The 23400-nt window shown below is 43.6% G+C and carries 27 protein-coding genes; 13 read left to right on the forward strand and 14 right to left on the reverse strand.

The features are described 5' to 3' along the window. Positions 1 to 582 precede the first annotated feature (582 nt). Positions 583 to 870 carry a hypothetical protein gene (locus ACFPYJ_RS01520; RefSeq protein WP_379186269.1) on the forward strand — a complete coding sequence of 96 codons (288 nt, stop codon included), beginning with the start codon at positions 583 to 585 and terminating at the stop codon, positions 868 to 870. Between the two features lie 140 nt (positions 871 to 1010). On the opposite strand, the gene ACFPYJ_RS01525 is transcribed toward ACFPYJ_RS01520, so the two are convergent. Genes ACFPYJ_RS01525 through nirB form a run of 3 tightly spaced genes read right to left on the reverse strand, consistent with a single transcriptional unit; the run spans position 1011 to position 4672 of the window. After that, complete coding sequence (locus ACFPYJ_RS01525; RefSeq protein ID WP_379186270.1) at positions 1011 to 1835, reverse strand: uroporphyrinogen-III synthase; 825 nt, start codon at positions 1833 to 1835, stop codon at positions 1011 to 1013. Between the two features lie 49 nt (positions 1836 to 1884). Further along, positions 1885 to 2220 carry a nitrite reductase small subunit NirD gene (gene nirD, locus ACFPYJ_RS01530; RefSeq protein ID WP_379186271.1) on the reverse strand — a complete coding sequence of 112 codons (336 nt, stop codon included), beginning with the start codon at positions 2218 to 2220 and terminating at the stop codon, positions 1885 to 1887. A 4-nt stretch (positions 2221 to 2224) separates the two neighbouring features. Further along, a complete protein-coding gene (gene nirB, locus ACFPYJ_RS01535) occupies positions 2225 to 4672 on the reverse strand; it encodes a nitrite reductase large subunit NirB (protein ID WP_379186272.1) in 2448 nt (815 codons plus the stop codon). Between the two features lie 578 nt (positions 4673 to 5250). On the opposite strand from nirB, the gene ACFPYJ_RS01540 reads away from it, so the two are divergent. After that, the gene (locus ACFPYJ_RS01540) at positions 5251 to 6492 is read left to right on the forward strand and encodes a nitrate/nitrite transporter (RefSeq protein ID WP_379186329.1); all 1242 of its coding nucleotides are present in this window, start codon (positions 5251 to 5253) and stop codon (positions 6490 to 6492) included. A 23-nt stretch (positions 6493 to 6515) separates the two neighbouring features. Next, the gene (locus ACFPYJ_RS01545; RefSeq protein ID WP_379186273.1) at positions 6516 to 8147 is read left to right on the forward strand and encodes a molybdopterin oxidoreductase family protein; all 1632 of its coding nucleotides are present in this window, start codon (positions 6516 to 6518) and stop codon (positions 8145 to 8147) included. A gap of 134 nt (positions 8148 to 8281) precedes the next feature. On the opposite strand, the gene ACFPYJ_RS01550 is transcribed toward ACFPYJ_RS01545, so the two are convergent. Next, complete coding sequence (locus ACFPYJ_RS01550; protein WP_379186274.1) at positions 8282 to 8467, reverse strand: hypothetical protein; 186 nt, start codon at positions 8465 to 8467, stop codon at positions 8282 to 8284. A 627-nt stretch (positions 8468 to 9094) separates the two neighbouring features. Here ACFPYJ_RS01550 and ACFPYJ_RS01555 point away from each other — a divergent pair. Beyond that, positions 9095 to 9838 (forward strand): PmeII family type II restriction endonuclease, encoded by a 744-nt coding sequence (locus ACFPYJ_RS01555; protein ID WP_379186275.1) that lies wholly within the window; start codon positions 9095 to 9097, stop codon positions 9836 to 9838. Between the two features lie 46 nt (positions 9839 to 9884). Here the strand turns inward: ACFPYJ_RS01555 and dcm are convergent, their stop codons facing one another. Beyond that, entirely contained in the window at positions 9885 to 11222 is a 1338-nt protein-coding gene (gene dcm / locus ACFPYJ_RS01560; RefSeq protein ID WP_379186276.1) for a DNA (cytosine-5-)-methyltransferase, read from the reverse strand. Positions 11223 to 11373: 151 nt separating this feature from the next. Here dcm and ACFPYJ_RS01565 point away from each other — a divergent pair, with 151 nt between their 5' ends. The 4 genes from ACFPYJ_RS01565 to ACFPYJ_RS01580 all read left to right on the forward strand — a co-directional run bounded on the left by ACFPYJ_RS01565 (position 11374) and on the right by ACFPYJ_RS01580 (position 13705). Further along, positions 11374 to 11556, forward strand: coding sequence for a hypothetical protein (locus ACFPYJ_RS01565; protein ID WP_379186277.1), 183 nt, complete (start codon positions 11374 to 11376; stop codon positions 11554 to 11556). 101 nt (positions 11557 to 11657) lie between these two features. Beyond that, complete coding sequence (locus tag ACFPYJ_RS01570; RefSeq protein WP_379186278.1) at positions 11658 to 12185, forward strand: hypothetical protein; 528 nt, start codon at positions 11658 to 11660, stop codon at positions 12183 to 12185. An 843-nt stretch (positions 12186 to 13028) separates the two neighbouring features. Beyond that, a complete protein-coding gene (locus ACFPYJ_RS01575; protein ID WP_379186279.1) occupies positions 13029 to 13322 on the forward strand; it encodes a hypothetical protein in 294 nt (97 codons plus the stop codon). A 98-nt stretch (positions 13323 to 13420) separates the two neighbouring features. Beyond that, positions 13421 to 13705 (forward strand): hypothetical protein, encoded by a 285-nt coding sequence (locus tag ACFPYJ_RS01580; RefSeq protein WP_379186281.1) that lies wholly within the window; start codon positions 13421 to 13423, stop codon positions 13703 to 13705. A 1174-nt stretch (positions 13706 to 14879) separates the two neighbouring features. Here ACFPYJ_RS01580 and ACFPYJ_RS01585 read toward each other — a convergent pair. The 9 genes from ACFPYJ_RS01585 to ACFPYJ_RS01625 form a co-directional block, all read right to left on the reverse strand. Then, entirely contained in the window at positions 14880 to 15497 is a 618-nt protein-coding gene (locus ACFPYJ_RS01585) for a helix-turn-helix domain-containing protein (RefSeq protein ID WP_379186282.1), read from the reverse strand. Between the two features lie 5 nt (positions 15498 to 15502). Next, positions 15503 to 16129 carry a hypothetical protein gene (locus ACFPYJ_RS01590; protein WP_379186283.1) on the reverse strand — a complete coding sequence of 209 codons (627 nt, stop codon included), beginning with the start codon at positions 16127 to 16129 and terminating at the stop codon, positions 15503 to 15505. Positions 16130 to 16185: 56 nt separating this feature from the next. Continuing rightward, positions 16186 to 16308 (reverse strand): hypothetical protein, encoded by a 123-nt coding sequence (locus tag ACFPYJ_RS01595; RefSeq protein ID WP_379186284.1) that lies wholly within the window; start codon positions 16306 to 16308, stop codon positions 16186 to 16188. A gap of 11 nt (positions 16309 to 16319) precedes the next feature. Further along, the gene (locus ACFPYJ_RS01600; protein WP_379186285.1) at positions 16320 to 16658 is read right to left on the reverse strand and encodes a hypothetical protein; all 339 of its coding nucleotides are present in this window, start codon (positions 16656 to 16658) and stop codon (positions 16320 to 16322) included. Further along, positions 16658 to 16822, reverse strand: coding sequence for a hypothetical protein (locus tag ACFPYJ_RS01605; protein ID WP_379186286.1), 165 nt, complete (start codon positions 16820 to 16822; stop codon positions 16658 to 16660). Before ACFPYJ_RS01605 ends, ACFPYJ_RS01600 begins: the two co-directional genes overlap by 1 nt. Before the next feature lie 287 nt (positions 16823 to 17109). Beyond that, a complete protein-coding gene (locus tag ACFPYJ_RS01610) occupies positions 17110 to 17292 on the reverse strand; it encodes a hypothetical protein (RefSeq protein ID WP_379186287.1) in 183 nt (60 codons plus the stop codon). Then, positions 17292 to 18032 carry a hypothetical protein gene (locus tag ACFPYJ_RS01615; protein ID WP_379186288.1) on the reverse strand — a complete coding sequence of 247 codons (741 nt, stop codon included), beginning with the start codon at positions 18030 to 18032 and terminating at the stop codon, positions 17292 to 17294. Before ACFPYJ_RS01615 ends, ACFPYJ_RS01610 begins: the two co-directional genes overlap by 1 nt. A gap of 26 nt (positions 18033 to 18058) precedes the next feature. Further along, positions 18059 to 18550 carry a phBC6A51 family helix-turn-helix protein gene (locus tag ACFPYJ_RS01620; RefSeq protein WP_379186290.1) on the reverse strand — a complete coding sequence of 164 codons (492 nt, stop codon included), beginning with the start codon at positions 18548 to 18550 and terminating at the stop codon, positions 18059 to 18061. Next, positions 18551 to 18796, reverse strand: coding sequence for a helix-turn-helix transcriptional regulator (locus ACFPYJ_RS01625; RefSeq protein WP_379186292.1), 246 nt, complete (start codon positions 18794 to 18796; stop codon positions 18551 to 18553). It abuts the gene before it with no gap. A 1181-nt stretch (positions 18797 to 19977) separates the two neighbouring features. Between ACFPYJ_RS01625 and ACFPYJ_RS01630 the strand changes: the two genes are divergently transcribed. From ACFPYJ_RS01630 to ACFPYJ_RS01650, 5 genes are all read left to right on the forward strand, one after another. Next, the gene (locus ACFPYJ_RS01630; protein WP_379186294.1) at positions 19978 to 20130 is read left to right on the forward strand and encodes a hypothetical protein; all 153 of its coding nucleotides are present in this window, start codon (positions 19978 to 19980) and stop codon (positions 20128 to 20130) included. Beyond that, positions 20130 to 20840, forward strand: a complete 711-nt coding sequence (locus ACFPYJ_RS01635) for a helix-turn-helix domain-containing protein (RefSeq protein ID WP_379186295.1) — start codon at positions 20130 to 20132, stop codon at positions 20838 to 20840. The genes ACFPYJ_RS01630 and ACFPYJ_RS01635 overlap by 1 nt, the downstream gene beginning before the upstream one ends. A 4-nt stretch (positions 20841 to 20844) precedes the next feature. Further along, a complete protein-coding gene (locus ACFPYJ_RS01640) occupies positions 20845 to 21054 on the forward strand; it encodes a hypothetical protein (RefSeq protein ID WP_379186296.1) in 210 nt (69 codons plus the stop codon). Positions 21055 to 21222: 168 nt separating this feature from the next. Then, positions 21223 to 22800, forward strand: a complete 1578-nt coding sequence (locus ACFPYJ_RS01645; RefSeq protein ID WP_379186297.1) for a recombinase family protein — start codon at positions 21223 to 21225, stop codon at positions 22798 to 22800. Positions 22801 to 22852: 52 nt separating this feature from the next. Continuing rightward, a complete protein-coding gene (locus ACFPYJ_RS01650; protein ID WP_379186298.1) occupies positions 22853 to 23389 on the forward strand; it encodes a molybdopterin oxidoreductase family protein in 537 nt (178 codons plus the stop codon). Positions 23390 to 23400 lie beyond the last annotated feature (11 nt).

The following is a 23400-nucleotide window of genomic DNA, read 5'->3' on the forward strand; positions in this document are numbered from 1 at the left end:
CATGCTGGATCCCGTCTGGATCACGTGCTGGATCTCGTTCTGGATCCCGTTCTGGCTCACGTGCTGGATCCCGTCTGGATCCCGTGCTGGATCACGTTCTAGCTCACATGCTGGATCTCGTCTGGCTTACGCGCTGGATCCCGTCTGGATCCCGTGCTTGATCACGTTCTGGCTCACGTGCTGAATCCCGTCTGGATCACGTGCTGGATCTCGTCTGGCTTACGCGCTGGATCCCGTCTGGATCCCGTGCTTGATCACGTTCTGGCTCACGTGCTGAATCCCGTGCTGTCTCCTATGCTGGATTTTGTACAGTATAGAAGCTAATATCGGCGCCATGACGTATCTATACTGTATTCCATGCAGTTAAACATCCTCTAAAAGCTTTCCAGCGCTAATTCCGGTTTTTTTAACTGGAAATATCCATTATAGCTCTCATAATAGTCAAAAAACGCTCTAAATAGATGCAAAAATCCACTATAGATACTAATCCAATTGCTACGCCCACCCAGAGGCGATGAACCAGATTCATGCCAGACCAAACCGACAGCCCCGCGAATCGCGCGGAGGGAGAAGGCACACTTCATGAACAGGCTTATTTACATTAAATATCAGCTGAAGCATCCAAAATGGACCCGATCCCTCCTCGCTGTCACTCAGGATAATCCAGAAATACGAGATCACGTTAGCGAATCGCTTATCCAATTTGAATGCGCGAACAGGGTCAAGCTGTACGACGCCATTCTTACCGGCCCTGCCAAGGAACTTCTTATGCTCGAAGCGGATAAATCATTGCTGCCTCTTTTGTGGAATCCGTCAACCTGCGGAACCGGGGACCAGCAAAGCGCAGGCGGTACATCATACAGCTATTAACTTTATTCTTTCTGATCAGCGAAAGAAAAGCCGCCCGCTCACTTCCGAATTCGGAAGCAAGCAGACGGACTCAAGAATGGATGGACATGCAATTACAAATAACCCTGATTGATGAACAGCGGTTAGCGCTTCGAACATGTCTAAGGCACTGGACCGCCCTCACCCTCACCGAAAAACTTACTCATCGCGATAACCATGCTGCCCATCCGTTCCTCCTCCGGAAACAAGACGCGCTGCACACCTTCCTCCTGCACCGCCTCTGCCGTCACTTTACCGACAGCGACTGCAAGAACGGAGCTGCCGAATGCATCACGCACAGCATCCAGCTTCCCGAGCTTGGCTGCGCAGCCCATGAGATATCTAATTTGAACCGTGCTGGTCAACGTTACCGCATCTACCTGCCCGGCAATAATTTCTTCCACAAGCTGCTCTACTACATCTCCCTCAGGAGGAATATGACGGTAGGGCAGCAGTTCCTCACAATTGGCGCCTCGCACTGCGAGTTCAGCAATCAGCCGAGGCGCGGGGTCACCGTAAAGCTGGAGCGCAACGCGGCTGCCGCAAAGATCATAGTGCTCCATCCTTCGCAGCAGACCCGCCGTAGTTCCGTCATCATCTCGGACCTCCGGTGTCAGTCCCAGCTTTCGAAGCACATTCACTGTCTTGTAGCCTCTCGCCGCTATGCGCATTTGCCCAAGCACAGCCAGAAACAGGTCGCTAAGACCAAGCTTATCAGCGGTCTGCATCAGAGCTTCCGTTCCAACACCGGTCGTTAGAATAATCCAATCCGCAGGATGTTCAATCAACGCTTTGAGCTGCTGCTCAATATGGGTATCATCCAGGAAGACTGTTCCTTGAGCGGGTCGCATCAGAGCTGTACCGCCGAATTTGTTGACCATCCTGCCGAGTTCGTCGGCCTTGCGCGGTCCGGTTAAGGCAATGATTTTACCCTCTAATCGAGCCATGGATGGTTCCTCCTCAGATGAATCTAGGATGAGCGATCGTTTTGTGCAGCTAGGAAACTTTTGACTGTACCGTTTCTTCTATCCGAAGAATCACATTGCCTTGTTCATCTACAGTGACCGGGTAAGTCGAGACGCAGCCATCATCCGGCGCTTGAACAAGCCCGTCGTTCAAATCAATTTTCCAATCATGCAGCGGGCAATAGACATGGTGATCACATACCATACCGTCAGCCAGCTTACCTTGTTTATGAGGACAGCTGTTCTCTACCGCCTTCACCTCGCCGTCCGATATCTTAAACAGCGCCAGCTCCAGATTGCCAAGCCGGAATACGCGTCCGCGTCTCTCCGGAAATTCCGATATATGGCCAATCGTTACTTCATTCATTCGTTTATTCTCCTCTCGCAGCTGCTGCTTCTGCAGATACCGGTGCCGCTAATGGTTCAAATACACGGTTAAGCTTGTCGTTCTCAATGATTTGTTTCCATGGATCTGTAGTCAGGCTCAGCGTCTTGTCAATCCGCACGTTCAATGCATCACGATCCGCCTGCTGCCCCAGCGCTTTCTTGATCGTATCCAGACCAATCCGCTGCAGCCATTCGCTCGTCCGTTCGCCGAAATTAGCTGTTTCCCGGTAATGCTGCAGGTACGCGCCGGTCCACTCCATTACTTCCGACTCGGTCTTTACTTTTGTGAGCAGGTCGGCCGCGCGTACCTTCGTACCGCCGTTGCCGCCAACGTAAATCTCCCATCCGCCTTCAATCGCTACGACGCCGAGATCTTTAATCGTCGCTTCCGCACAGTTACGCGGGCAGCCTGATACAGCGAGCTTAACCTTATGCGGTGTGCCGAGACGCTCGAATTTCTTCTCCATATCGATCCCCATTTGGATGGAATCCTGAGTACCGAAACGGCAAAAGGTCGAGCCGACACAAGTCTTAACCGTACGAAGCGCTTTGCCGTAGGCGTAGCCGGATGGCATATCGAGATCCTTCCACATCCCCGGAAGGTCCTCTTTCTTCACGCCGAGCAGGTCAATCCGCTGTCCGCCGGTGAATTTCACGAGCGGCACCTGATACTTCTTCGCGACCTCAGCGATCCGCTGCAGATCCTCCGGCGTCGTTACACCTCCGTAAATCCGCGGAACAACGGAGAACGTACCGTCTTTCTGAATATTAGCGTGGTTACGCTCATTAACGAAGCGTGACTCCGGCTCATCCTCATGCTCCTCAGGGAAAGCAACAGCCAGATAGTAGTTCAATGCCGGACGGCATTTGGAGCAGCCTTCAGGATTCTTCCACTCCAGCACATTCATAACTTCCTTCGTTGTTGTGAGCTGCATCCGTCCGATTGATTCTACCACTTCATCGCGTGTAAGTGTCGTACAGCCGCAAATGCCTTCTTTCGCGGAAACTACGGAATCTACGCCAAGCGTCGTAGTCAGCACAGCTTCAACCAGCGGTCTGCATCCTCCGCATCCGCCGGATGCTTTGGTGCAAGCCTTAAGCTCGTTGACTGTCGTGCAGCCTTTTTCTGTTATTGCGGATATGAGCGCGTCCTTCGAGACTCCGTTACATCCGCAAATAATTTCATCCCCGCTCATCGCCGTTACAAGATCTGCAGGGCTGAGTGTCTTGCCGCCACCGGAAGCGCCGAACAGCACTTCCTGCTCGCGTCCGGTAAAGTCTTCCCCGCTGCGCATAACCGAGAATAGACGCGAGCTGTCAGCGGTATCTCCGAACAGAACCGCACCGACCACTTTTCCATTTTCAAAAACAACCTTCTTATAAACGCCCTTCAGGTCATCCTGTACACGAAGTGCCTTCGTGCCCGGTTCATCGGCGAAACGTCCTCCAGAAAACACATTAACGCCGGACACCTTCAGCTTCGTCGATACGACCGAGCCTTGGTAGCCATCGCTTTCTATCCCGGCCAGCTTCTTCGCCAGAATCGCCCCCTGCTCGTACAGCGGCGCGACCAGTCCATAAGCAATTCCTCGATGCTCCGCACATTCGCCTACAGAGTAGATGTTCGGAATGCTCGTTTGCAGATAATCATTGACGACAATCCCGCGATTCACTTCGATGCCGCTGTCTTTGGCCAGCTGTACGTTAGGCTTAATACCGACTGCCATAACGATGAGATCGGCATCTGCATGTGTGCCATCCTTGAATTTAAGACCCGTTACACGCTTCTTGCCCATGATGGAGTCCGATTGCTTCTCGAGGAGGAAGTTCATCCCTTGGTTCTCCAGCTCCGATTGAAGCATGCGCGATGCGGTTGGATCCAGCTGCCGCTCCATCAGATTATTGAAGATATGCACAACGCTGACTTCCATATTGAGATTGACGAGACCGCGTGCGGCTTCAAGGCCAAGCAGACCGCCACCAATGACGATTGCCTTGCGGTATTTCTTCGATGCGTCGATCATCGCTTCGCAATCTTTAATATCACGGAATGCGATAACCCCTTCCTTGTCCGCGCCTGGCAGCGGAAGCATGAATGGAAGCGAGCCCGTAGCGATAATCAGCTCATCGTATGGAACTGAAATCCCTTTATCCGTCGTGACAATCTGTTTATCTGTATCGATACGCTCTGCCGTCTGTCCGGCATGCAGTGTAATATTGTTATCCTTGTACCAATCCCAATCATTCAGAATAATATCCTGCATGCTCGCATCACCTGCAAGCACCGACGACAGCATAATTCGATTGTAGTTCGGATGTGGTTCTGCGCCAATTACCGTCATATCATAGCGATTCGGATTCAGCTTAAGCAGCTGCTCCAAAGCCGAAACCCCTGCCATCCCGTTACCGATCATGACTAGCTTTCTTTTCATGTAATGATCTCTCCTTATCGTTCTTTACGAAACGCTTAACAGGCTGAGAAAACATAAAAAGCCTACTCTACTCGTCATCATGACCAGTAGAATAGGCTCCATTGCCGGATTTTAGAAGACACATCATTGTGCCGTCGCAGTATTATTCTTTTTTATAATTATAATTGGGACCTTTCAACGTGTCAAGATAGATTACATCATTTCGTTATGTCATATTACATGACATAGAATTGTTTCAATAACCAACCCCCACATTACCAATTCTCCCATTTTTATAGAAAACCTCGACTGTTTATCCAGCGTTCCCCGCAATCAAAATATTTTATGTAAGGTATATTGACATGAACTTTCCCGCTCGCATATAATTCAACTAGGATCACAATGACGTGAATCTCACTCATATCGAGCTTGCACACCGGTGTGCAAGCCGTTGGCAAAGAGGCCGTATTGCAGTTCACTTTGGACTGCGTGCGGCCTCTTATTGTGTTCACGGCCGTTGTGGTATAGAGAAAAAGTAGAATACTGCCGCTAAAATAACAAGAGCAGCAGCCTAACCCTGGAGAGGAGTTTTACCCATGATGGATCGAAAAAGCTTTCTGAAAAGCGGCCATACCCCTTCACTCTTAAGTTCGTTTTTGTATTTTGACACAAGCTTTATGGTTTGGGTTCTGCTCGGCCCCCTCGTCGTCATTATTATGAATGACTACCCCATGGATGCCGCTCAAAAAGCCAATCTGGTCGCCTTGCCTGTGCTTGGCGGTTCCGTTCTGCGTCTTGTACTTGGTTATTTCACCGATGTCATCGGCCCCAAACGGACCGGACAAATCGGCATGCTCCTAACAATGGTTCCACTCGTATGGGGCTGGAAATTCGTTGATTCATTAAGTGAGCTGTACACCGTTGCCATTCTGCTTGGCATAGCCGGCGCTTCTTTCGCTGCAGCGCTGCCGCTTGCAAGCCGTTGGTACCCGCCGCAATATCAGGGACTCGCGATGGGAATCGCAGGCGCCGGCAACAGCGGTACGGTATTTGCCACTTTGTTCGCCAATCGGCTTGCCCAGCATTACGGCAGCTGGCATGCCGTGTTCGGCCTTGCTCTGATTCCGATTATCCTTATTTTCATTGTCTTCTCGATTCTGGCCAAAGACAGCCCTAATCAGCCAGCACCGCGTAAACTCACTGATTACGGTTCCATACTTAAACAGCGTGACACTTGGTTGTTCTGTATCTTCTACGGCGTCACGTTCGGCGGATTTGTCGGCATGTCCAACTACTTAACGATATTCTTCAATACCCAATATGGCCTCAGCCCCGTTCGGGCAGCAGACTTTGCAACGATTTGTGTTATTGCAGGCAGCTTGTTCCGTCCAGTGGGCGGCTGGTTAGCAGATAAAATCGGCGGTATCCGCATGCTGATGACTCTGTATGGAGTCGTGGGAATCATGATGGCCTGCATCTCCACTCTTCCGCCTCTTGGCCTTATGATTCCGCTTCTCTTCATAGGGATGATGGCGCTTGGTATGGGTAACGGCTCTGTATTCCAGCTTGTTCCGCAGCGTTTCCAAAAAGAGATCGGCATTGTAACGGGTATTGTCGGAGCTGCCGGCGGTCTTGGAGGTTACTTCCTTCCAAAAATCCTTGGAAACCTGAAGCTCTCCAGCGGCTCTTATACGCCTGGTTTCCTTATTCTAAGCGGGGTTGCCCTGCTATGTATCGTGATCATCTTCATCGTACAAGGCGCTTGGAAAAAAACCTGGATCGGCAATGGCGGCAAAGCGATTATCGACCAGTCCTCAATCAAGAGCACAGTCGCATCCTAATGTGACCAAACGGAGGAATGATTATGGCAGCCGCATCGCCCATCGCTGCGGAACCGAATAAGAACCGAAGTAAGTCCCACTGCTGCTACTGCAGCATGCAGTGCGGTATCGAACTCCTTCGAACAGATACGGATCTCGGATGGGAGATCAAGGCGAGTCCTGATTTTCCTGTAGCGACGGGCCGATTATGCCAAAAGGGACTGCATGCCTTGGGTCACGTCGTTCATGAAGAACGTCTCTTAACCCCAATGCGGCGGCAGTCCTTTCCTTCGCCAGGGGTCCCTTGGGTCTCAGCGTCCTGGGATAATGCGCTTCATGATATCTCCTCCCGCTTGAAATCAATTCAGCAGCGTTATGGTCATGATGCGGTTGCAGTCTTTGGAGGCGGTTCACTTACGAACGAGGTTTGCTATCTGCTTGGCAAATTCACGCGTGTTGCCCTGCAATCCAAGTACGTCGATTACAATGGCAGATACTGCATGTCCTCGGCTGCCGCCGCCCAGAATCGCGCTTTCGGAATTGACCGGGGCTTAAACCTGCCGCTGGATGATATTCCTTTAGCCAAATATATCATTCTGGCGGGTACAAATATCGCGGAATGCCAGCCGACGATGATCCCTTATTTGCTCGACGCCAAGAAACAGAAGGCGATTATCGTTACCATTGATCCGCGTCAGACATTGACTTCCAAGATTGCCGACATTCATGTGAATCTGCAGCCGGGATTCGATTCTGTTTTCGTTAATGGGCTGCTTCATGTCATTATTCACGAGAAGTTATATGATCAATCGTTTGTGGAGTCACATACAACAGGGTTCGAGGAAGTACGTCAAGCCGTAGAGCATTTCTCACCGGAGACGGTGGCTCTGTATACCGGGATTCCAAAGGAAGTCACCCGCACGATAGCGCGCGGCTTCGCTAAGGCTGAGACCGGTATCGTGCTTACTGCACGCGGTTTGGAACAGCAGATAAATGGTGTTGAACATACGCTGAGCTACATCAATCTCTGCCTCTTAACAGGGAAAGTCGGAAAACCCGGATGCGGCTTCGGGCCCGTCACCGGTCAGGCGAACGGCCAAGGCGGCCGCGAACATGGGCAGAAGGCCGATCAGCTGCCAGGCTACCGGATGATTGACGATCCGGAAGCACGTAAGCATGTCGCTGCAGTATGGGGCATTGAGCCGGAAGAGCTGCCAGGCAAAGGTGTATCCGCCTACGAGCTGTTCGACAAGATTCATGACGGCGAGATCAAAGCCATGATTATTCTGGGCTCCAATCCGCTCGTATCGAGCCCCAACAGCGCACGGGTTGCTGAAGCGCTGCAAAAGCTGGAGCTGCTCGTTGTGAGCGACATGTTTGAGACGGAGACGGCAGCTTACGCGCACTGGCTGCTGCCAGGCTCCTCTTTCCTTGAAGCAGAGGGGACGTTAACTAATTTAGAGGGCCGTGTCTTTCATCGCCCCCGCGCTTTTCAAGTGCCGGGTGAGGTCATGGAGGATTATAAGCTCATCGGAAAGCTGGCTGAGAGGCTGGGACGGGGTCAATATTTTCAATACGATTCGCCGGAGGCTGTATTTGAGGAGCTGTGCCGGGCATCAGCCGGCGGCAAGGCGGACTACAGCGGTACATGTTATGTCACAATATCACGCAACTAGAAAAGCCTTATGCACCAACGGTTTCAGCGTTTTGAGGTATCGTTAGCTGACGAATAAAATTGGGGTTTCTCTTGGTCACGTGGGGTCACTGGTGGTCAACATGAACACTCCGAAACCCCTAATTCATTTTGTATTTATTTGGCAGTAGTCAAGGTGCAGTTACATCTTAAATAGTAGTATCCGTTTACCTTTATTGTTTCTTCTGAATAATCCTGCAAAACCCCCATGTCGTCCAATTCCCCACCAATACTTACTTCAATATTGGATTGAAAGTAAATGCAATTATCAAGGTCAGCGTCAGTCCGTATTACTTTTTTCATTCGTAATCACTCCACCTTCATTATTATAAAATAAGAAACACCAACCAAACGTGTATACACGTAATGGCGGTGCTTCCGCTCAATGAAATGGATGATATTTACTTGGCTTAATCATAACCTACCTGTATTTATTTGTAAATAACCTGTTTTTAAGAAGGGAAGGATTATCGTTGCTCTATGTCGAATTTTGTTTGAATGAACAAATGGTACTGAAATTCATGTTGTGGAAGGGATGATTCAAAAATGTTTATTTGTTCTTGCGGCGGCGTAATGCTTGTCAAAGAAATTGAAGCATACCCAAAGGACTTAACTTCGAAAGAGAAGTTGGAATACGAACGAAAATGCACAACTGAGTGTCCGAATTGTAATACCGTATTGCATGACCAAAAGTATGACTAAAAAGAAGGAGTTTTTTATTAGGAAATACGTTTGCCATATTGGATAATTAAAAAGCACAAGTCGAGAAATACCTCCAAAATAGAAAACTATAGTGTAATAAAAGTAAGTCCGTGATAGAATGGAAAAAATAAGTAATTAGAATCATGGAAAATAGTACATAATCTACTGGTAAATCAAATACCATAATATTATGGCTTTTACCACATCTATCTTGGGGGAATGAAATAAATGAGCGGGGAAAATCAAGAGCTACTCCAAAAAGGGTTGAGTGAAGATGAACTTAACCTAATTATCGAAAAGGCAAAACACTTTTTTAGAAATGACATTGTTCCAAGTCACATAAAAAATGCTCAAGATTGCCGAGACCTTAGTTCTTTTAGGTTAAATCCTTTCTTAGACAAGTACAAGGCTACTTTTATTACAGGAAATGATGACCCAAAAAGTATAGCAAAAGCTCTTGTGTATCCAAGAGTAATTGGAACTTCCCTTAATACCATCTTTGGTAGTAAGTTGCAAAAATTTTGCAGCGAAGTATTAGAAGGGTTTGCATCCGCCATACCGGGACTAGATATTGAGTTTATTGACAAACTAGACGGCAGAAGAAAGTACTGTCAAATAAAAGCAGGTACGAACACCATAAATGCTGACGATGTTGATACAATAAAAAGTCATTTCAAAGGGATTAAAAATCTTGCGAAAACCAATAATCTAAACATTGGATTAAATGACTTAGTTATTGGTGTTTTCTATGGAACACCCAGTGAGCTAAGTGGGCATTACAAAAGACTTCAACAAGACCATCCTGTAATTGTGGGCGTAGAATTTTGGCAAAGACTTACAGGACATGCTGACTTCTATCAACGGATTACAGATGCTATTGGTGATGTAGCATCTGAGTATGATGGTTCTGCTCTTGTTGAGAATATTATCAATGCACTTGCCAAACAAATTGAGGATAGTTTAAAACCATAGTTTAGCTTTAGAAAAAAGTGGATGTTATCACAACATCCACTTTTTTTTAATTTAATTGATTGAGAACATTCACAATAGAAAGTCCTACTGCTTTACCCATATTTACTGGTACTGCATTTCCAATTTGCTTATAAGCATATGCTGTGGAACCTACAAATTCCCATTCATCAGGAAAGCTCTGTATTCTAGCATATTCTCTAACTGTAAAAGGTCTAGTTTCATCTGGATGGCATCTTTCTGTTTGTTTTTGAGCAGGAGAACATGTTAGAGTCAACGAAGGCTCATCCCAGGATAACCTCCTAGCCATTCCAGTTCTACCTCCACCTGAGTAATAGCTTTTCCCCATATATTCTCTGGCTAAATCGTCGGCTAAATCTCTCCAATAGCCACCGGGAGGCACAAGTTCAAGAACTTTTTTCTTGGAATCTGGATACTTAGCTCCATCGGACTTAGGTACATTCTGTAAAATATCTCTAAGGGTAAGCTCATATCCATATGGTTTAGGAAATTTATATGTTACATTGTTTTTTTCAACTAAGTCTTTTCTGATTCCTACGATAACTATCCTTTCTCTTTTTTGAGCAACATCATAGTCTAATGCCCTTAGAACTTTCCAACGGACTTCATATCCAATCTCTTCAAAGACTGACAACATTGTAGATAAAGTTTTTCCATTATCATGGTTTACAAGTCCTCTAACATTTTCTGCCAAGAACATTTTTGGCTTTAAATCCTCGAGGATTTTACCGTAATAGTAAAACATAGTACCCCTTGCATCATTTAACCCCATCTTTTTACCTGCATAGCTAAATGCTTGACATGGGTATCCACCAGATAAAAGGTCTATCTCTCCTACAGAACTATCAATAAAGTTTCTAATGCCTAGTTCAGCAACCTCAACTATGTCTTTCTCAAGTACGTTCCAATTAGGTTTGTTTTTTCTGAGGGTCTTACATGCAAACTTGTCAATTTCAACTAATCCATTAGAATGAAAACCAGCTTTCTCAAGCCCAAGCGCTAAACCTCCTGCTCCAGCAAATAGCTCTACACAATTATATTGTCTTTCTGGTCTAACATCTCTAACTTCAATAAAATCTTGCTCACCTTTATCATTTAAAATAAAAGCTGCTTCATTTTCAGTTTCATCAGTAATGCCTTCTTCTAACTCTAATTCAATTTGTTCGCTCTCCATAATTTCCTCAATATCAACGCTTAGCGTTTCACATAATTTCACAGCATTTGATTTAATAGGATTAAAATTAGGAGATAATAGCATGGATAATTGATTTTTTGTCATTTGCATTTTTTCAGCTAATTCTTTTTGAGTACTTATGCCGAGCTTTTTCATATGTACCCTGACTTTATCTTTACTTATTGTAATCATTTATGTAACCCTCCAAAAAGTTAAAGAAATACTTTAACACTACGAGGTTATTATATTTGAAAACTCTTGCCTAGTCAATTATTGCTAGGGTAGAATATGATAGATATAAACTAGTTGTTTAAAAGTTTAAAATAAAAGGGGAGTCAAGAAAGTGGACGAATTTAAGAAGGCGCTGGATATTGCAATAGACGCTTGTATTAAGTTGGGTGAGGAATGGGATAAAATCGAAGAAAGTCAATCTGACAAACTTTCTGAACAGTATCCATTTAATAAGGATTTTAGAGAAGTTCTCCACGATTTACTCAATTGGAAAGAAAGTCTTAATAAAGAGTAATAAATCAGGCTTCCAATACGGTTGTCCTTATTTTGTATCTGTGCTTATTCTATGTATTAAATAATGCCATTTTTAGGTGGAAGCAGTGGTTGGAGGACAAAATGGGAATTGATATTTTCAGTATTTTTAAAGAAATGAAAGAATCGGAATTAGTTGAAGTCTACGGGGTATGGTTAAGTGAATTAAAAAAAAGAGGAATAATACGAACAAACAATGTTATTGGAGAACTTGGAGAGTATTTGGTAATTAAACATTATAATAAGACAACAAGATTGCCCAAATTGCAAGCAGCTCCAACTGGCACACAAAACATTGATGCGATAAGTATAAATGGTGATAGATACAGTATCAAAGCTACTTCCGGGAAAGTAACTGGTGTTTTCTACGGATTAAATGAACCAAATTCTATCGAAGAAGAAAAACAAAAATTTGAATATGTGATTATAGCAATATTTGATAAAAACTTAACCCTTAATGCTATTTACCAAATGAATTGGAAGACCTTTTTGAAACATAAAAGGTGGCATAGTCGCATGCGTGCGTGGAATTTATCTATCACACAATCTTTATTAAAGGATTGTGATTTTATTTATGAAGGCAATAGAAGTGAAAGTGAAACCATATTATAGCTGTTGCGGCAAGCTAATCATACTGTGGTTCAACGTCTTTGATTTCCCATTTTTCATAACAAAAAAAATAAGGCAACAGTTTGACCGTCACCTATTTCTGCTCTTATATTTCAGCTATCACGCGTGTTCCGTCGTCTACAAATCGGATTCCGTTCCCGTATCTAATACGGTTCTTTATGGCAAAAACAATATAAAAAAAGTCCCCCAATAATACAAAAAACGATATTAAAATTGTTACTTCAGCCATCACAAGAACGACATTAAAATAATTATTCTGCCAAAAGAAAGATAATAAAATTGAAAACAAAATTACAAAAAATAAAAAAATTAAAATTGGTGAAATTGTTATACATACAAATTGTAGAAATCGCTGCTTTCCGTAGACCCTAACATTGGGATGGCTTGGTACAGGAGGTCGTCTTGGATTTATCCGCCATAAACGATTTAAAAGCGTCCACTTTAAATCCACTCTAGCTCTAAATCCCAAGTGTCTTGCCCTCCAATAATGAAGTTTCTCGTGCAATGGAATTTCTAAGAGAAAAAAATAAAATAAATAAACTATTAAGAGAATAACTACCAGAATACGTTTGTCGTACTGATTTGGCATGGAAAAGCACATAAGTACGAATAAAGCAATAATGATAATGTAAGTTGTGATTTTGAAAACTCTGGAAGAGCTTAAATCCAAATCATCTACCAATGTTTATTTTCCCCCTATTAAGAATTTTGCCTTCCATATTATAACAAATGATTTTCTGTACGAATAGTAGATTTGATGTTCATAACCTTTTTAAATCTGTATCGACTTTTAATTGCCTTAATAAATGAGCAAAGAGGAAAGCGGTGATTGTTATGACAAAGGCTAAGGTTGATGTTGAATACTTTTCCAAGAGAGAAAAAGAATATGAAGATTGGTGCAAGGAACATGTTGACGGTTATGTGTTCAATCATGCAGGAGGAAAAACGGGCAACGTTCTACATAAGGTTGGTTGTTGGCATCTGACGGTTCCTGCACGCATTGGCACTTATACAACCCGTTATCCGAAATACTGTTCAGATGATTTAACCGCAATATCTGAAAAGGCAGATGAAAAAAGCAAGCCGTATGATTGGCGACGGTGTAAGGCTTGCCCTTAAATAAAGGCTATGTTATTCTTTGTTGTTGATTTATCATTAAGCTAACAATTTAAGGAGTTTTTTTATTTTTTCATTTAAATACAGATTGGAGAACGATAATGAAAAAGTTTGTGAAAGAGGTTTTAACTGATACATTACATGATGTAAGGGAACATGTAAGGGAATCAGAAAATACACGAATGGCTAAGGCATTTTACGATGGTTACGATAAGGCTACTGATATTTGTGTGGGAATTATAACTAAAAAAATTGAAGAATTGTTTAGTAAAATCAATTCTGATTCTTCTCTATCCAAACAGGAACAATTCATGCTGTTAAAGCTGAATGAACTCAAATCTGAAACAGAAAAAGAATTACGAGACTTCTGGAGTGGTAATGAGTAAGTAAGCTGGAGGGGACTAGTATTTTAAAATGTGCTTCATGCGGGTCATCAGATTCTTTGTTTGATGAAGTTCAAAAGAGGAAAAGTTATTGCAAGTTCATTAAACTATAGTTGAATCACCCACCTTAAACATGAGGTGGGTTTCTTTTGCTCAAAAATCAACATTCAATGATAACTGAGCCTAAATAAAAAGAAGCGGTTGGATTCATTCCGCCGCTTCAACAGTTTCCTTTCTCTTTTTCCACCAGTTGTCTTCTTCTTCCAGTAAAAAGCCGTAAGTATCGGTCTAATTGCAGTTCTTCTTTTTCCTGTTTCTCCATGAGGTCACGTCCTTTCCAGTTGTACTTCCCATGATATAACACGTTTGGACAATGCGCTATCCTTTTACGACATATCGTAATTTAACGTTGGGGTTCACGTTGACCCCCGACTTTCTAAAAATTTTGTATGTATATTCTGAACCACTATTGCAGGGGCAGCTATACCCCTTCCCCCCCCCCCGTGTACCCCCCCTTATGTGTTCTTTGTCCAACGTCAAGCCCTGTGTGTCCCTGTGCTGAACGTTAGCCCAATGTGCAGACAATCCCACTGTGATATTCGTAAGCCCTGTATGCCAACGTCAAGCCCTGTGTGAACGTGTGAATAAGTATGCAAAGATATGCAGAACCATGACTGTACATAACATCTTCCTGTTATGTTTTGATTGTAGTTGTAACGGTGTATCAAGGTGTATCAGCGTGATTACAAGGGGCTTTCTCGGCTATGTCGTACAGTTCCATACAAGGTTTACAGGGCTTGTGGTGACTAAGAGGGGAAACAGTCCCATACGTTGAATACAGTCGCTTACAGGTCAATTACAGGGGTGACATGGGAAGGCAACGGTAAGGGAATGGGAACGAATGAATAATACAATGGGCAGCGATAATAACAGGATTGGCAAAAGGTCAAGTGGGAAATTCAGGGGGCAGGACGTGCAGGGCAGGTTTAACGGAGATTTAAGCAGTTACCCAACGTTAAAAGAACTGGGGGAAATCCAGTCTCATCAAGGGATTTAGACGTTTCCACCTGCCCCCAATAGTTTCATTAGATGAAACCAAGTGTGTCCAGTGGGCAAACGAAACCGCACTTTTAGACAAATTGAGGACAACGAAAAAAGAAGCTTGAAGGAAGGTTTTTCACCTACTTCCCCCAAGCCGTTCAACCATTCTATTAAGTTCTTCTTCTTCTTTTTTATTAGTTCCAACGGTCTTATCCTTATCCTTACCGTTGAGATTTTCAGCGAAGCCATTCTTTATATTATCTTTATTCTTTTGTTTATTCTTATTAGGAGGTATATCCGTACCTGTGGGATAAGTCGATTTATACCTGTGGCTTTTGATTTTTGTACCTATGGCTTCACTATCCAGAGGTATATCCGTACCTGTGGCTTCATGTGAATTGAATTCAAATTTTCCCAATCTGGAAGGGGGCAGGATACGATAAATGTTGTAAGGTTGCCCCAATGGATTCCGTCCTGTGTCTTTCAGTTCAATCACGTGTTCACCGTTGAAGCGGTAATGAAGCAGACCTGATTCTTTATGAGTCAACCACTTTCGGACGTGCGCCCCATCCGTAAACCCAGCTTCCTTGCATAAGGTTTCTTGTGAAACAAATGCAATACCTTTTCCGTCTACGTGGGAACAGATGGCAAGCAGTAATTTCAAGTGATTCCCATGAAGGTCTGCAAGTAATCCCGAATCAATAAAGTCATTGTATAATTTTGAGAAAATGGGGGATGTGTAAGAATTATTCATTGCCGTTATGCCCCCTTGTGAACCCCTGCTTGTTTGACGATTCTTTCAAAATATTCACGTGCTTCCAACGGTAATTCAGCCCCGAAACTATCCATAATCTGACTATACAATCCATCATAATTGAACCCAAGCTGTGCTTTTCGTTGCTTGTCCTTAGCTTGTTCCAGTGCATTCAGTGGAAACTTCATGACCTGCTTGAATTTCTTGTTTTCATCCTTGGCAAACACACACCAATGATTATTTTTTAGGTAAACCCCAAAATGGTCTGAACTAGAAACGTTATTTCTGCGGTTGCGTTGATTCACCCAAGCAGGAACACACCGTAAATTATCGTTAGTATTTATAGAAGGATTGTGCAAAGGGAAATGGTCAACTTCCAAATCTTCTGGGCAATTTGTGAGCCAACGAGCAAGAACCATTGTCCGTTTTGTTTTCTTTGAATAGAAGCGGTAACGTATAGCCCCACTGTTTGATTCATAAGGGTATATACTGAAAACATTGTCAATGATTCGGGGTAACTGTTCCAAGCTTACAACGGTCTTACGGAATCCACCTTTGTATGGAGTTGTTAGGTAAACTTTTCCTGCTTTTGGGTAAACTGAATACATAAAATTTCCATGATATAACATCATAATTGCCCCTTTTTGTGGAATAGTAAAAAAGATGGGAAGAAATCCCCATCCCAACGTTATTTGTTTTCAATCAAATTGGTGATTATTTGCATTTTCAGCGGTTCGGGAAGGTCTGCAAGCTTGCCAATGTTGCGGATAAGTACCAAGCGTTCTTTCAATTCGGTTTGTGCGAATGTCAAAGTAATGCCCCCTATGAATAATGGATTGGTTTGACTAAAAATGTCCCTGTGGATACCTTGTAAACGTTGTTCTGTGGGGTAACCATTTGTACTTCATACGAATAGTAACCAAGCATGACCAGTGTTGTATTGTGGTCAAGAGAGGGAAAGGAAATAATGCCCTGTTTACCTTTTGAGTCGGTTACCAAATACTTTTGGTCAACTACACAAACACCGTCACCCTTGAAGAGGTGAAGGGAAGCGAAACACCCAGAAATGTCTATCACTTCATCATGTTGATTGGTTATCGTAAATTGAAGGGCTTCCAGTGAATCCCCTGCATAGAGGGTAAACGGTTGGTTTACTTTCATTACCATTTACCCACTGCATTACGTTGCTGTCTGCGTTCTGCGGAAGCCTTCTTTTTGTTCTGCCGTTGTCCTGCGTGACGACGATTTTTTACTTCTGTAACCTTGTCACGATTTTTCTTGGTAAACGTTGACAACATTTTATTAAACTGTGTTTGCTTGTCCATCGTATAAAAGCCCCTTTTGGTTGAATTGAATAGAAAAGAACGCACTTGTTACGGTGCGTCCCGATAGATAACGTTTTAGGGGACGTCACCTAGTTTTTAGAAAAGTCGTTGTAAGGGTACAATTCCACTTTCGTGTCAAATCAGAAGAAGAAAAAATAGTGCTTTTTGAACTGGAAGCCCGAAACCAGTTGGTATTACTTACCCTTTGGTTTTGTGCTTGCTATCGTCACTGTAACAGGTGCTTTTGCCATCCCGAACACCCCCCTTCAAAGGTAAAGAAGTGCGGTTTAATCGGTGGTGCTGTCTGCGTTATCGGTAAGCAATTTTTTGTATCCCCACGAAAGAAGGCGAACGGCAGAAGCATTTTCAACGTCTGTGGAACTTGGTTCAACAGTCTTGGCTTCCTGTTTCTGCTTCTTGTCTTCTGGGTAACCTTGTCTTAACAGTTCACGTGCAGTCTTGTTTTCCATTATTCAGCACCGTCTTCCGTAATAGGATTTTTCAAGAAGTCTTCTGCGTCTTTGGTTTTCAGAAATACCTTGCCATGCTTAACAAAGGCTTGAACCCTTGGCAACATTCGAATATTTCCAGTCAACATATCTTGAATTTCACTTGGTTCAATGCGTGTCGTTGTATCGTTTTCCCCAAGGGTTGCACGTGCGCCAACGTTTAACACTGGTGCGGAATAACGAAGGTTTCTGTTTTCTTCACGAACACCTGCTTGGTATCGAACGTTTTGAACTTCCTGCAATAGTTGGGAAGGTTCAGCTTCCGAATTCTTGACCTTTGCCAATGCCCCAAGATACATAATTTTTGCCCTGTGCACATCTTCATGCAGGGGGAGAATCGTTTCATCGTTGAAAGCGGAAGCGTACTGCATATAAGCCTTTTCAATTTGTGGAATCAGCTTGGCAAGTTCCCGTTTTTTTGCATCTTCAAGCGTGTCGATAACGTCCGAAACGTCTTTCAATTCGATGTTCAACAGGGAAAGCTTTTTCTTGCTGTCCATAACGTTTCTATTGGAATAACCATTAGTTCCCATTGACACCTGTGTAACCACGTTTTGAAACGTTGCTTGTGCTTCGGTAACCGTTGCTTGAAGTGTTTGCCGTTCGGCTTTCAGTTCTTGCAGACGTGCTTCAACGTTATTGGATTTCTTGGCGAAGCCTTCAATAAGTGCTGTCAATTCGTTTTTCTTTTCGTTCATCATCGTAAAATAGCCCCTTTATAGTTCGATTATTGTAATGATGGTTTTTCCGTTGCCTTCAACTGTGCAAGCAAGGTTTCAATTTCTTCGTCCTGCGTTTTCTTCAACGGTTGCTTCTTTGGTTCAGCGTTGTCTTCAATTCCAAGCTGCTTTTTCAGCAGGGCAATCTCGGAATTTATACTTTCATTTGACCTACTATCATCGGGTTGATTCACGTTTACTTCCATTTCAGAAGCGTTCAATATTCCCATTGTTTTCAACCATAATTCTGTCCATTTGGGAACTTTGCCTTCCAGAGCTTTTTTGGTAAGGACTGACAAAACATCATTAAGACTTTCCTTTGCAACAGCAATGGCTTGACCTGTAATGAATTCCTTACCTTCATCCGAAGAAATCCACCTGCGAAGCTGACGGTCACTAACTTGGAACTGTTCAGCAATCTGCTTTTGAGTGATTCCCAAGGCTTGACGGTTCATATACAAGGTCAAAGCTTCCATTTGCGTGGGAGATAGTTCAGTCATTTATTTCACCTGCTTTCCATTTAATTTCATGTGTGATTCCAGTAAAGCAATAATTGTGCGTTCGTTCGTAACGGAATTGAAGAAGCTTTCCAACTTTGCTTCAACGTTAGGTGTAATGGAGCAGTCACCGTTTTCGATTCCGCAAAGTAATTGCTTGGAAATTCCAATCTTTCTTGCTAGTTCCGTTTGCTTCATATTCAAGTTCAAGCGGATAATTTTAATGTTTTGACCGTTCAACCAATTCATAGTTTTTTCCACCACCTTTCAAAGTAGATTCATATATTCAGAAGTACAACCAATCAATCTCAAATAAAAGAAGTGTGGAAGCAGTTGCTAAACGTGGTCTTGCTTATATGACTGCACATTACAGGGGGTAAGTGGCTTTCATTCATAAGCAACTGCTTCCAATCTTCATCTTTCGTTGTCACCGTGAAGTGACGTACATACAACCAATTGGAAGTATAAAAAAGCAAGGGGCAAAGCCCCAAGCCCTTTATCGAAAGGAACAAGAAATAAGGAAAAGAGGACGAAACCTAATTTCCCATTCCGTTCTATACTATAAGGCACTACATGTAACACTTTTTGAATTTCCCCAACGGTAGCCCACTCCCTGGAATCAGTCCCCACTTGACAAGGCAGCTATGGGAAATTCCACGTCAACTCTATGGGAAACCTATGCACCCCTATTGACCCGAAACTTCCCAGTAACAAGAACCATAAAACTATAACCAACTTATAACTAGAAGTTACGTGCCAACGGTAACTGGTCAAAGTCTGGGCAAGCACCGTTGCTTCACTATAAAGTCCCAGAATCCAACGTATGCTTTTCGTGTGGTTCATCGTGTCTTTGTCTGGGTGTGACGATTGAAAGCCCTGTGAAGCCGCTGGAAGCCCCACGTACCGCACCTCTTACCGTTGCAAAATGATACGGTAACTCTTTGGCGACTTCCCTTGTCCCCGAGGGCTTCACGTTCTACCGTCTGATAACACGACGAAAGCACCAGAGAATTTCACGAACACCCTATAATGAAGAAACTCATTTGAAAAAAGCCCTTTGCAGACAAGCACCGTTGAATCACTGTACCCCACTGTAAGCCCAGAAGCCCACGTAAGCCTTCCTACTGGTTCAACGTGTCTTGATGGTGTAGCACCGTTGAAGTCCACTGTGAAGTCCCTATGAATCGTGTTCCTTCATATAATACCGTCTGACCTTTGACCACTTCGGTTGAAGGTCTTTTTGTCGTTCCAGAAAAGTTTGTCGCTGTGAAATGTCCCGAAATGACTGCCCCCCTGACATGTATTCGTGTAAGCAAAAAACCGTACCGCACAAGGGAAAACGGTACTGGAGGAAATTTCAATGTCCCAAATCGGGCTTCCTTCCTGCATTGAAGGGTGTAAGACAAAACAACCACAGGGGGAACACACAGATGATTAAACTTTTCAAGGGCAACAGCAAGGAACTGGAAGCAATCAAGAAGATGAACGGAAAGGTTACACGCACCGAACCGACACAGAAAGCCATTGCCAATTACGGCAAGTCATACAACAAACTAATTGAAACCGTTGGGGGTGTTGCGTAATGAAGAACCGCACCCAATACGAAGCCGAATTTATCGCAGACCTGTCTTCCCACGTGAACCAATTGGAACGATTCGGGAAGATAGCCATGAAATTGAACCAACAAGATTTGAAAGACCTTCCATGTCAAGCTGAAATTATTGAACAGGTTGAAGGGTTGATAAACGCTTATCAATCGTTGAACGGTATCGACCTTTATTCAGCAAGCAAGCCAACACAAGCATCAAAAAAATATAAGGACTGTCTGGATTTATTGGGAAGTTATTGCATGGCTTACTTTATGAAATCACAGAACTCAAATAAAAAAGATGAACCTTCGGCAGTAATTTCCCACCACAAGAATGAACGGAATTTGAAACGGTATGAAGTTGAATTCAAGCCACAGCACAAAAAAGTAATATCGCCTTCTATCCAAAGAAATCCAGAAGCTTTGGAACTGCTTGCACAAGACCCAACAGATGAACAGATTGTTTTCACTGGTGCAACACTTCAAGCCATTCGGGAAGGTTGTGAAATGACACAAGATTTTTTAGCTGACGGTGTGGGTATGTCCAAGAATTATCTTTCTGCAATCGAACGTGGTGTGAAGCCACTAACCGCAAAAATGAATTTGAAAATCATTGACTTTCTGACCAGTAACCAAGCCATTTCAATGCAGGTTTTACAGTATGCACTTTCCAAACTACCACAACCACAAAAACAGGGGGCTTAATTATATGAACTATATCAACACGACATGGAACGTCTATACAGGGGCAAAGACGGAAGCCAAAAAGTTTTCTGAAAGAATCGTATACAAACGACTTGAAGACCTGCCCGAACTTGATAAGGTTAGAATTGCAAGGTATTACGAAATGATAGAAGCCGATAAACTTGACAATCCGAAGAAGTACAAAAGTAAACAAGACCTGCCAATAACCAAGTAGTGCTTCAAACAGAAAAAATAACCGAAAGCAAACAACGGCTTCCTGCTTCTGGGGGAAGTCTGTTTTTATAAATGGAATATTTTATGGGATGTATCACACTGGACAATGTACTACAATAGTTTCATGGATACATTGTCATGGATACATACATCATAGGGGGAACATAATTTGGATAAAATTAAAGTTGTGGCATATTGTCGTGTTAGTACGTCAACGGTTGAGCAGGATAATTCATTTGAAAGTCAGAAGTCTTATTTTCAACGTGAAATCACGAAGAACCCCGAATATACCCTGTACCGAATCTATGCCGACAAAGGAATAAGCGGAACGTCACTGAATCGCAGGGAAGAATTTTCTGAAATGTTGCACGATGCAGGTCTTGATGAAACTAAGATAAACCAGAAGAAAACTGTTTTCACCGCTTCTTCACGTGAACCACGCTTTCACAAGATATATGTCAAGAATACAAGCCGTTTTGCACGTAACGTTATGGTCATTGATATTTTGAGGGAACTATTGAAGAAAGGTGTTCACGTCTATTTCTTGGACATAAACCTAGTATTCGATTCTATTGATAAAGAATTCATGTTGAACCTGTTCCTTAACTTTGCCCAACAGGAATCAATTGACAAGTCCCAGAAGGTAAAGTCTGGAATGAAGGAATCTGCACAAAAAGGTGTAATCTTTACCAACAAAAATTTATACGGTTACACTTACAGCACCGAAACACGTGACCTGACGATAAGGGAAGATGAAGCCGAAGTAATCCGCAAGGTTTTCACGTTATATTCAGAAGGAATTGGAATCAGACGGATACTAAACATATTGGAAGCCGATGGTATACGTGCAAGAAGTGGCAAACCTTTTGTGGCTTCCTTCATTAAACGTCTTCTTTCCAACGAAAAATATATGGGGACACTGGTACGGAATAAATATGAAACAGGTGCAATCTTCAATAAAATATCACCAGTGGTCAAAGATGAATCAGTATGGCAAGTTTTTGAAAATCGTGTTCCAGTAATCGTATCTAAAGAATTGTTTGAAGCTTGTAACAAATTACGTTCTTCCAAGGTTAGCCACGTGAACCAAAAAGGTGTGTATCGTGGGGTAAGTGAGTATGCAGGTAAGATATATTGTGCCAAGTGTGGAAACACGTATACACGAAACATAGATGAAGGCAGAGTGTTTTTTAATTGTGGTTTGAAGAAGACCAAAGGCAAGAACGCTTGTGATGGTCTGAACGTTAGCCTTAAAGTGTTGGAAGACATGGTTGACCAGATAACAGCAGACGGTGTGATAAGGTCGTTTGCGCTTCAAAAGGGACGTGTGTACCACGAACTAATGAGTAGGATTGAATCGCTACAGGAACACATAGACACCCCTAGTGACGATGAATTACAGGTGAAGACGAAGGAACTTGCGGATGCTGAAACCAAGGGAAAAACGTTGACAAGACTTCTTCTTAATGAACAGATTTCCGAAGAAGAATTCACCGAACTCAAAAAGGAAGTGGACGATAGGCAGACGGTGCTTAGACATGAGATAAAAGAATTAAGCAAAACGAATGAACACCTGACACGTGAAATTGCCGTTATCGAAGACAAGGTAAAACAGCTTGAATCGTTGGAAGTCAAAACGGATTACAGCAGGGAAGAAGTATTCGATTTGATAACGAAGTTCACCGTTAAAGAAGACGGTTCTGTGGGGTATCAGTTGGGATTATTTAGTGAATTGTATGCAGTCTGACGTGCCTTGCGGTACGTCTTTTTTATACCCATGACAATGTATCATAAATTGGATGTCTTATGCCCGCCTTCAAGAACATCAGGGTTTGTTCTGGCCGTGCCCGGCCAAGGATCACCCCGGTACGCCGCGTATGTTCGAGAACCTCAGCTTCTACCACCCTGATAAACGCGCTAAGCTTCACGGTATAGCACCCGGCAGGCCCGCAGAACTAACCGATCGGCATTATCCCTATATTCTAAGTACGGGCAGGCTCGGCAATCATTACTTAAGCGGGGCGCAAACCCGCCGGACTGCAGCGCTCATGAAGAAAGCGCCCGTTCCCGTTGCCGAGATTCACACCTCGGTCGCTGAGCGAATTTTACTTCGCATGGGTGACCGAATTCGGCTGACGACCAGGCGCGGCTCTCTTATTCTGGATTACAGAATATCGCCGGACATTCATCCGACGACGATATTCGTCCCCTTTCATTGGGGCGGGGAGCATTCCATTAATGCGCTTACGAATGATGCGCTGCATCCGGTTAGCCGAATGCCCGAATTCAAAATATGCGCCACCCGCATCGAACGTGTCGCAGGAGACTCCGAGTAAAGGAGCTCTTG

This window comes from Paenibacillus solisilvae (genome assembly GCF_042656405.1).
GTDB lineage: Bacteria > Bacillota > Bacilli > Paenibacillales > Paenibacillaceae > Paenibacillus_Z > Paenibacillus_Z solisilvae.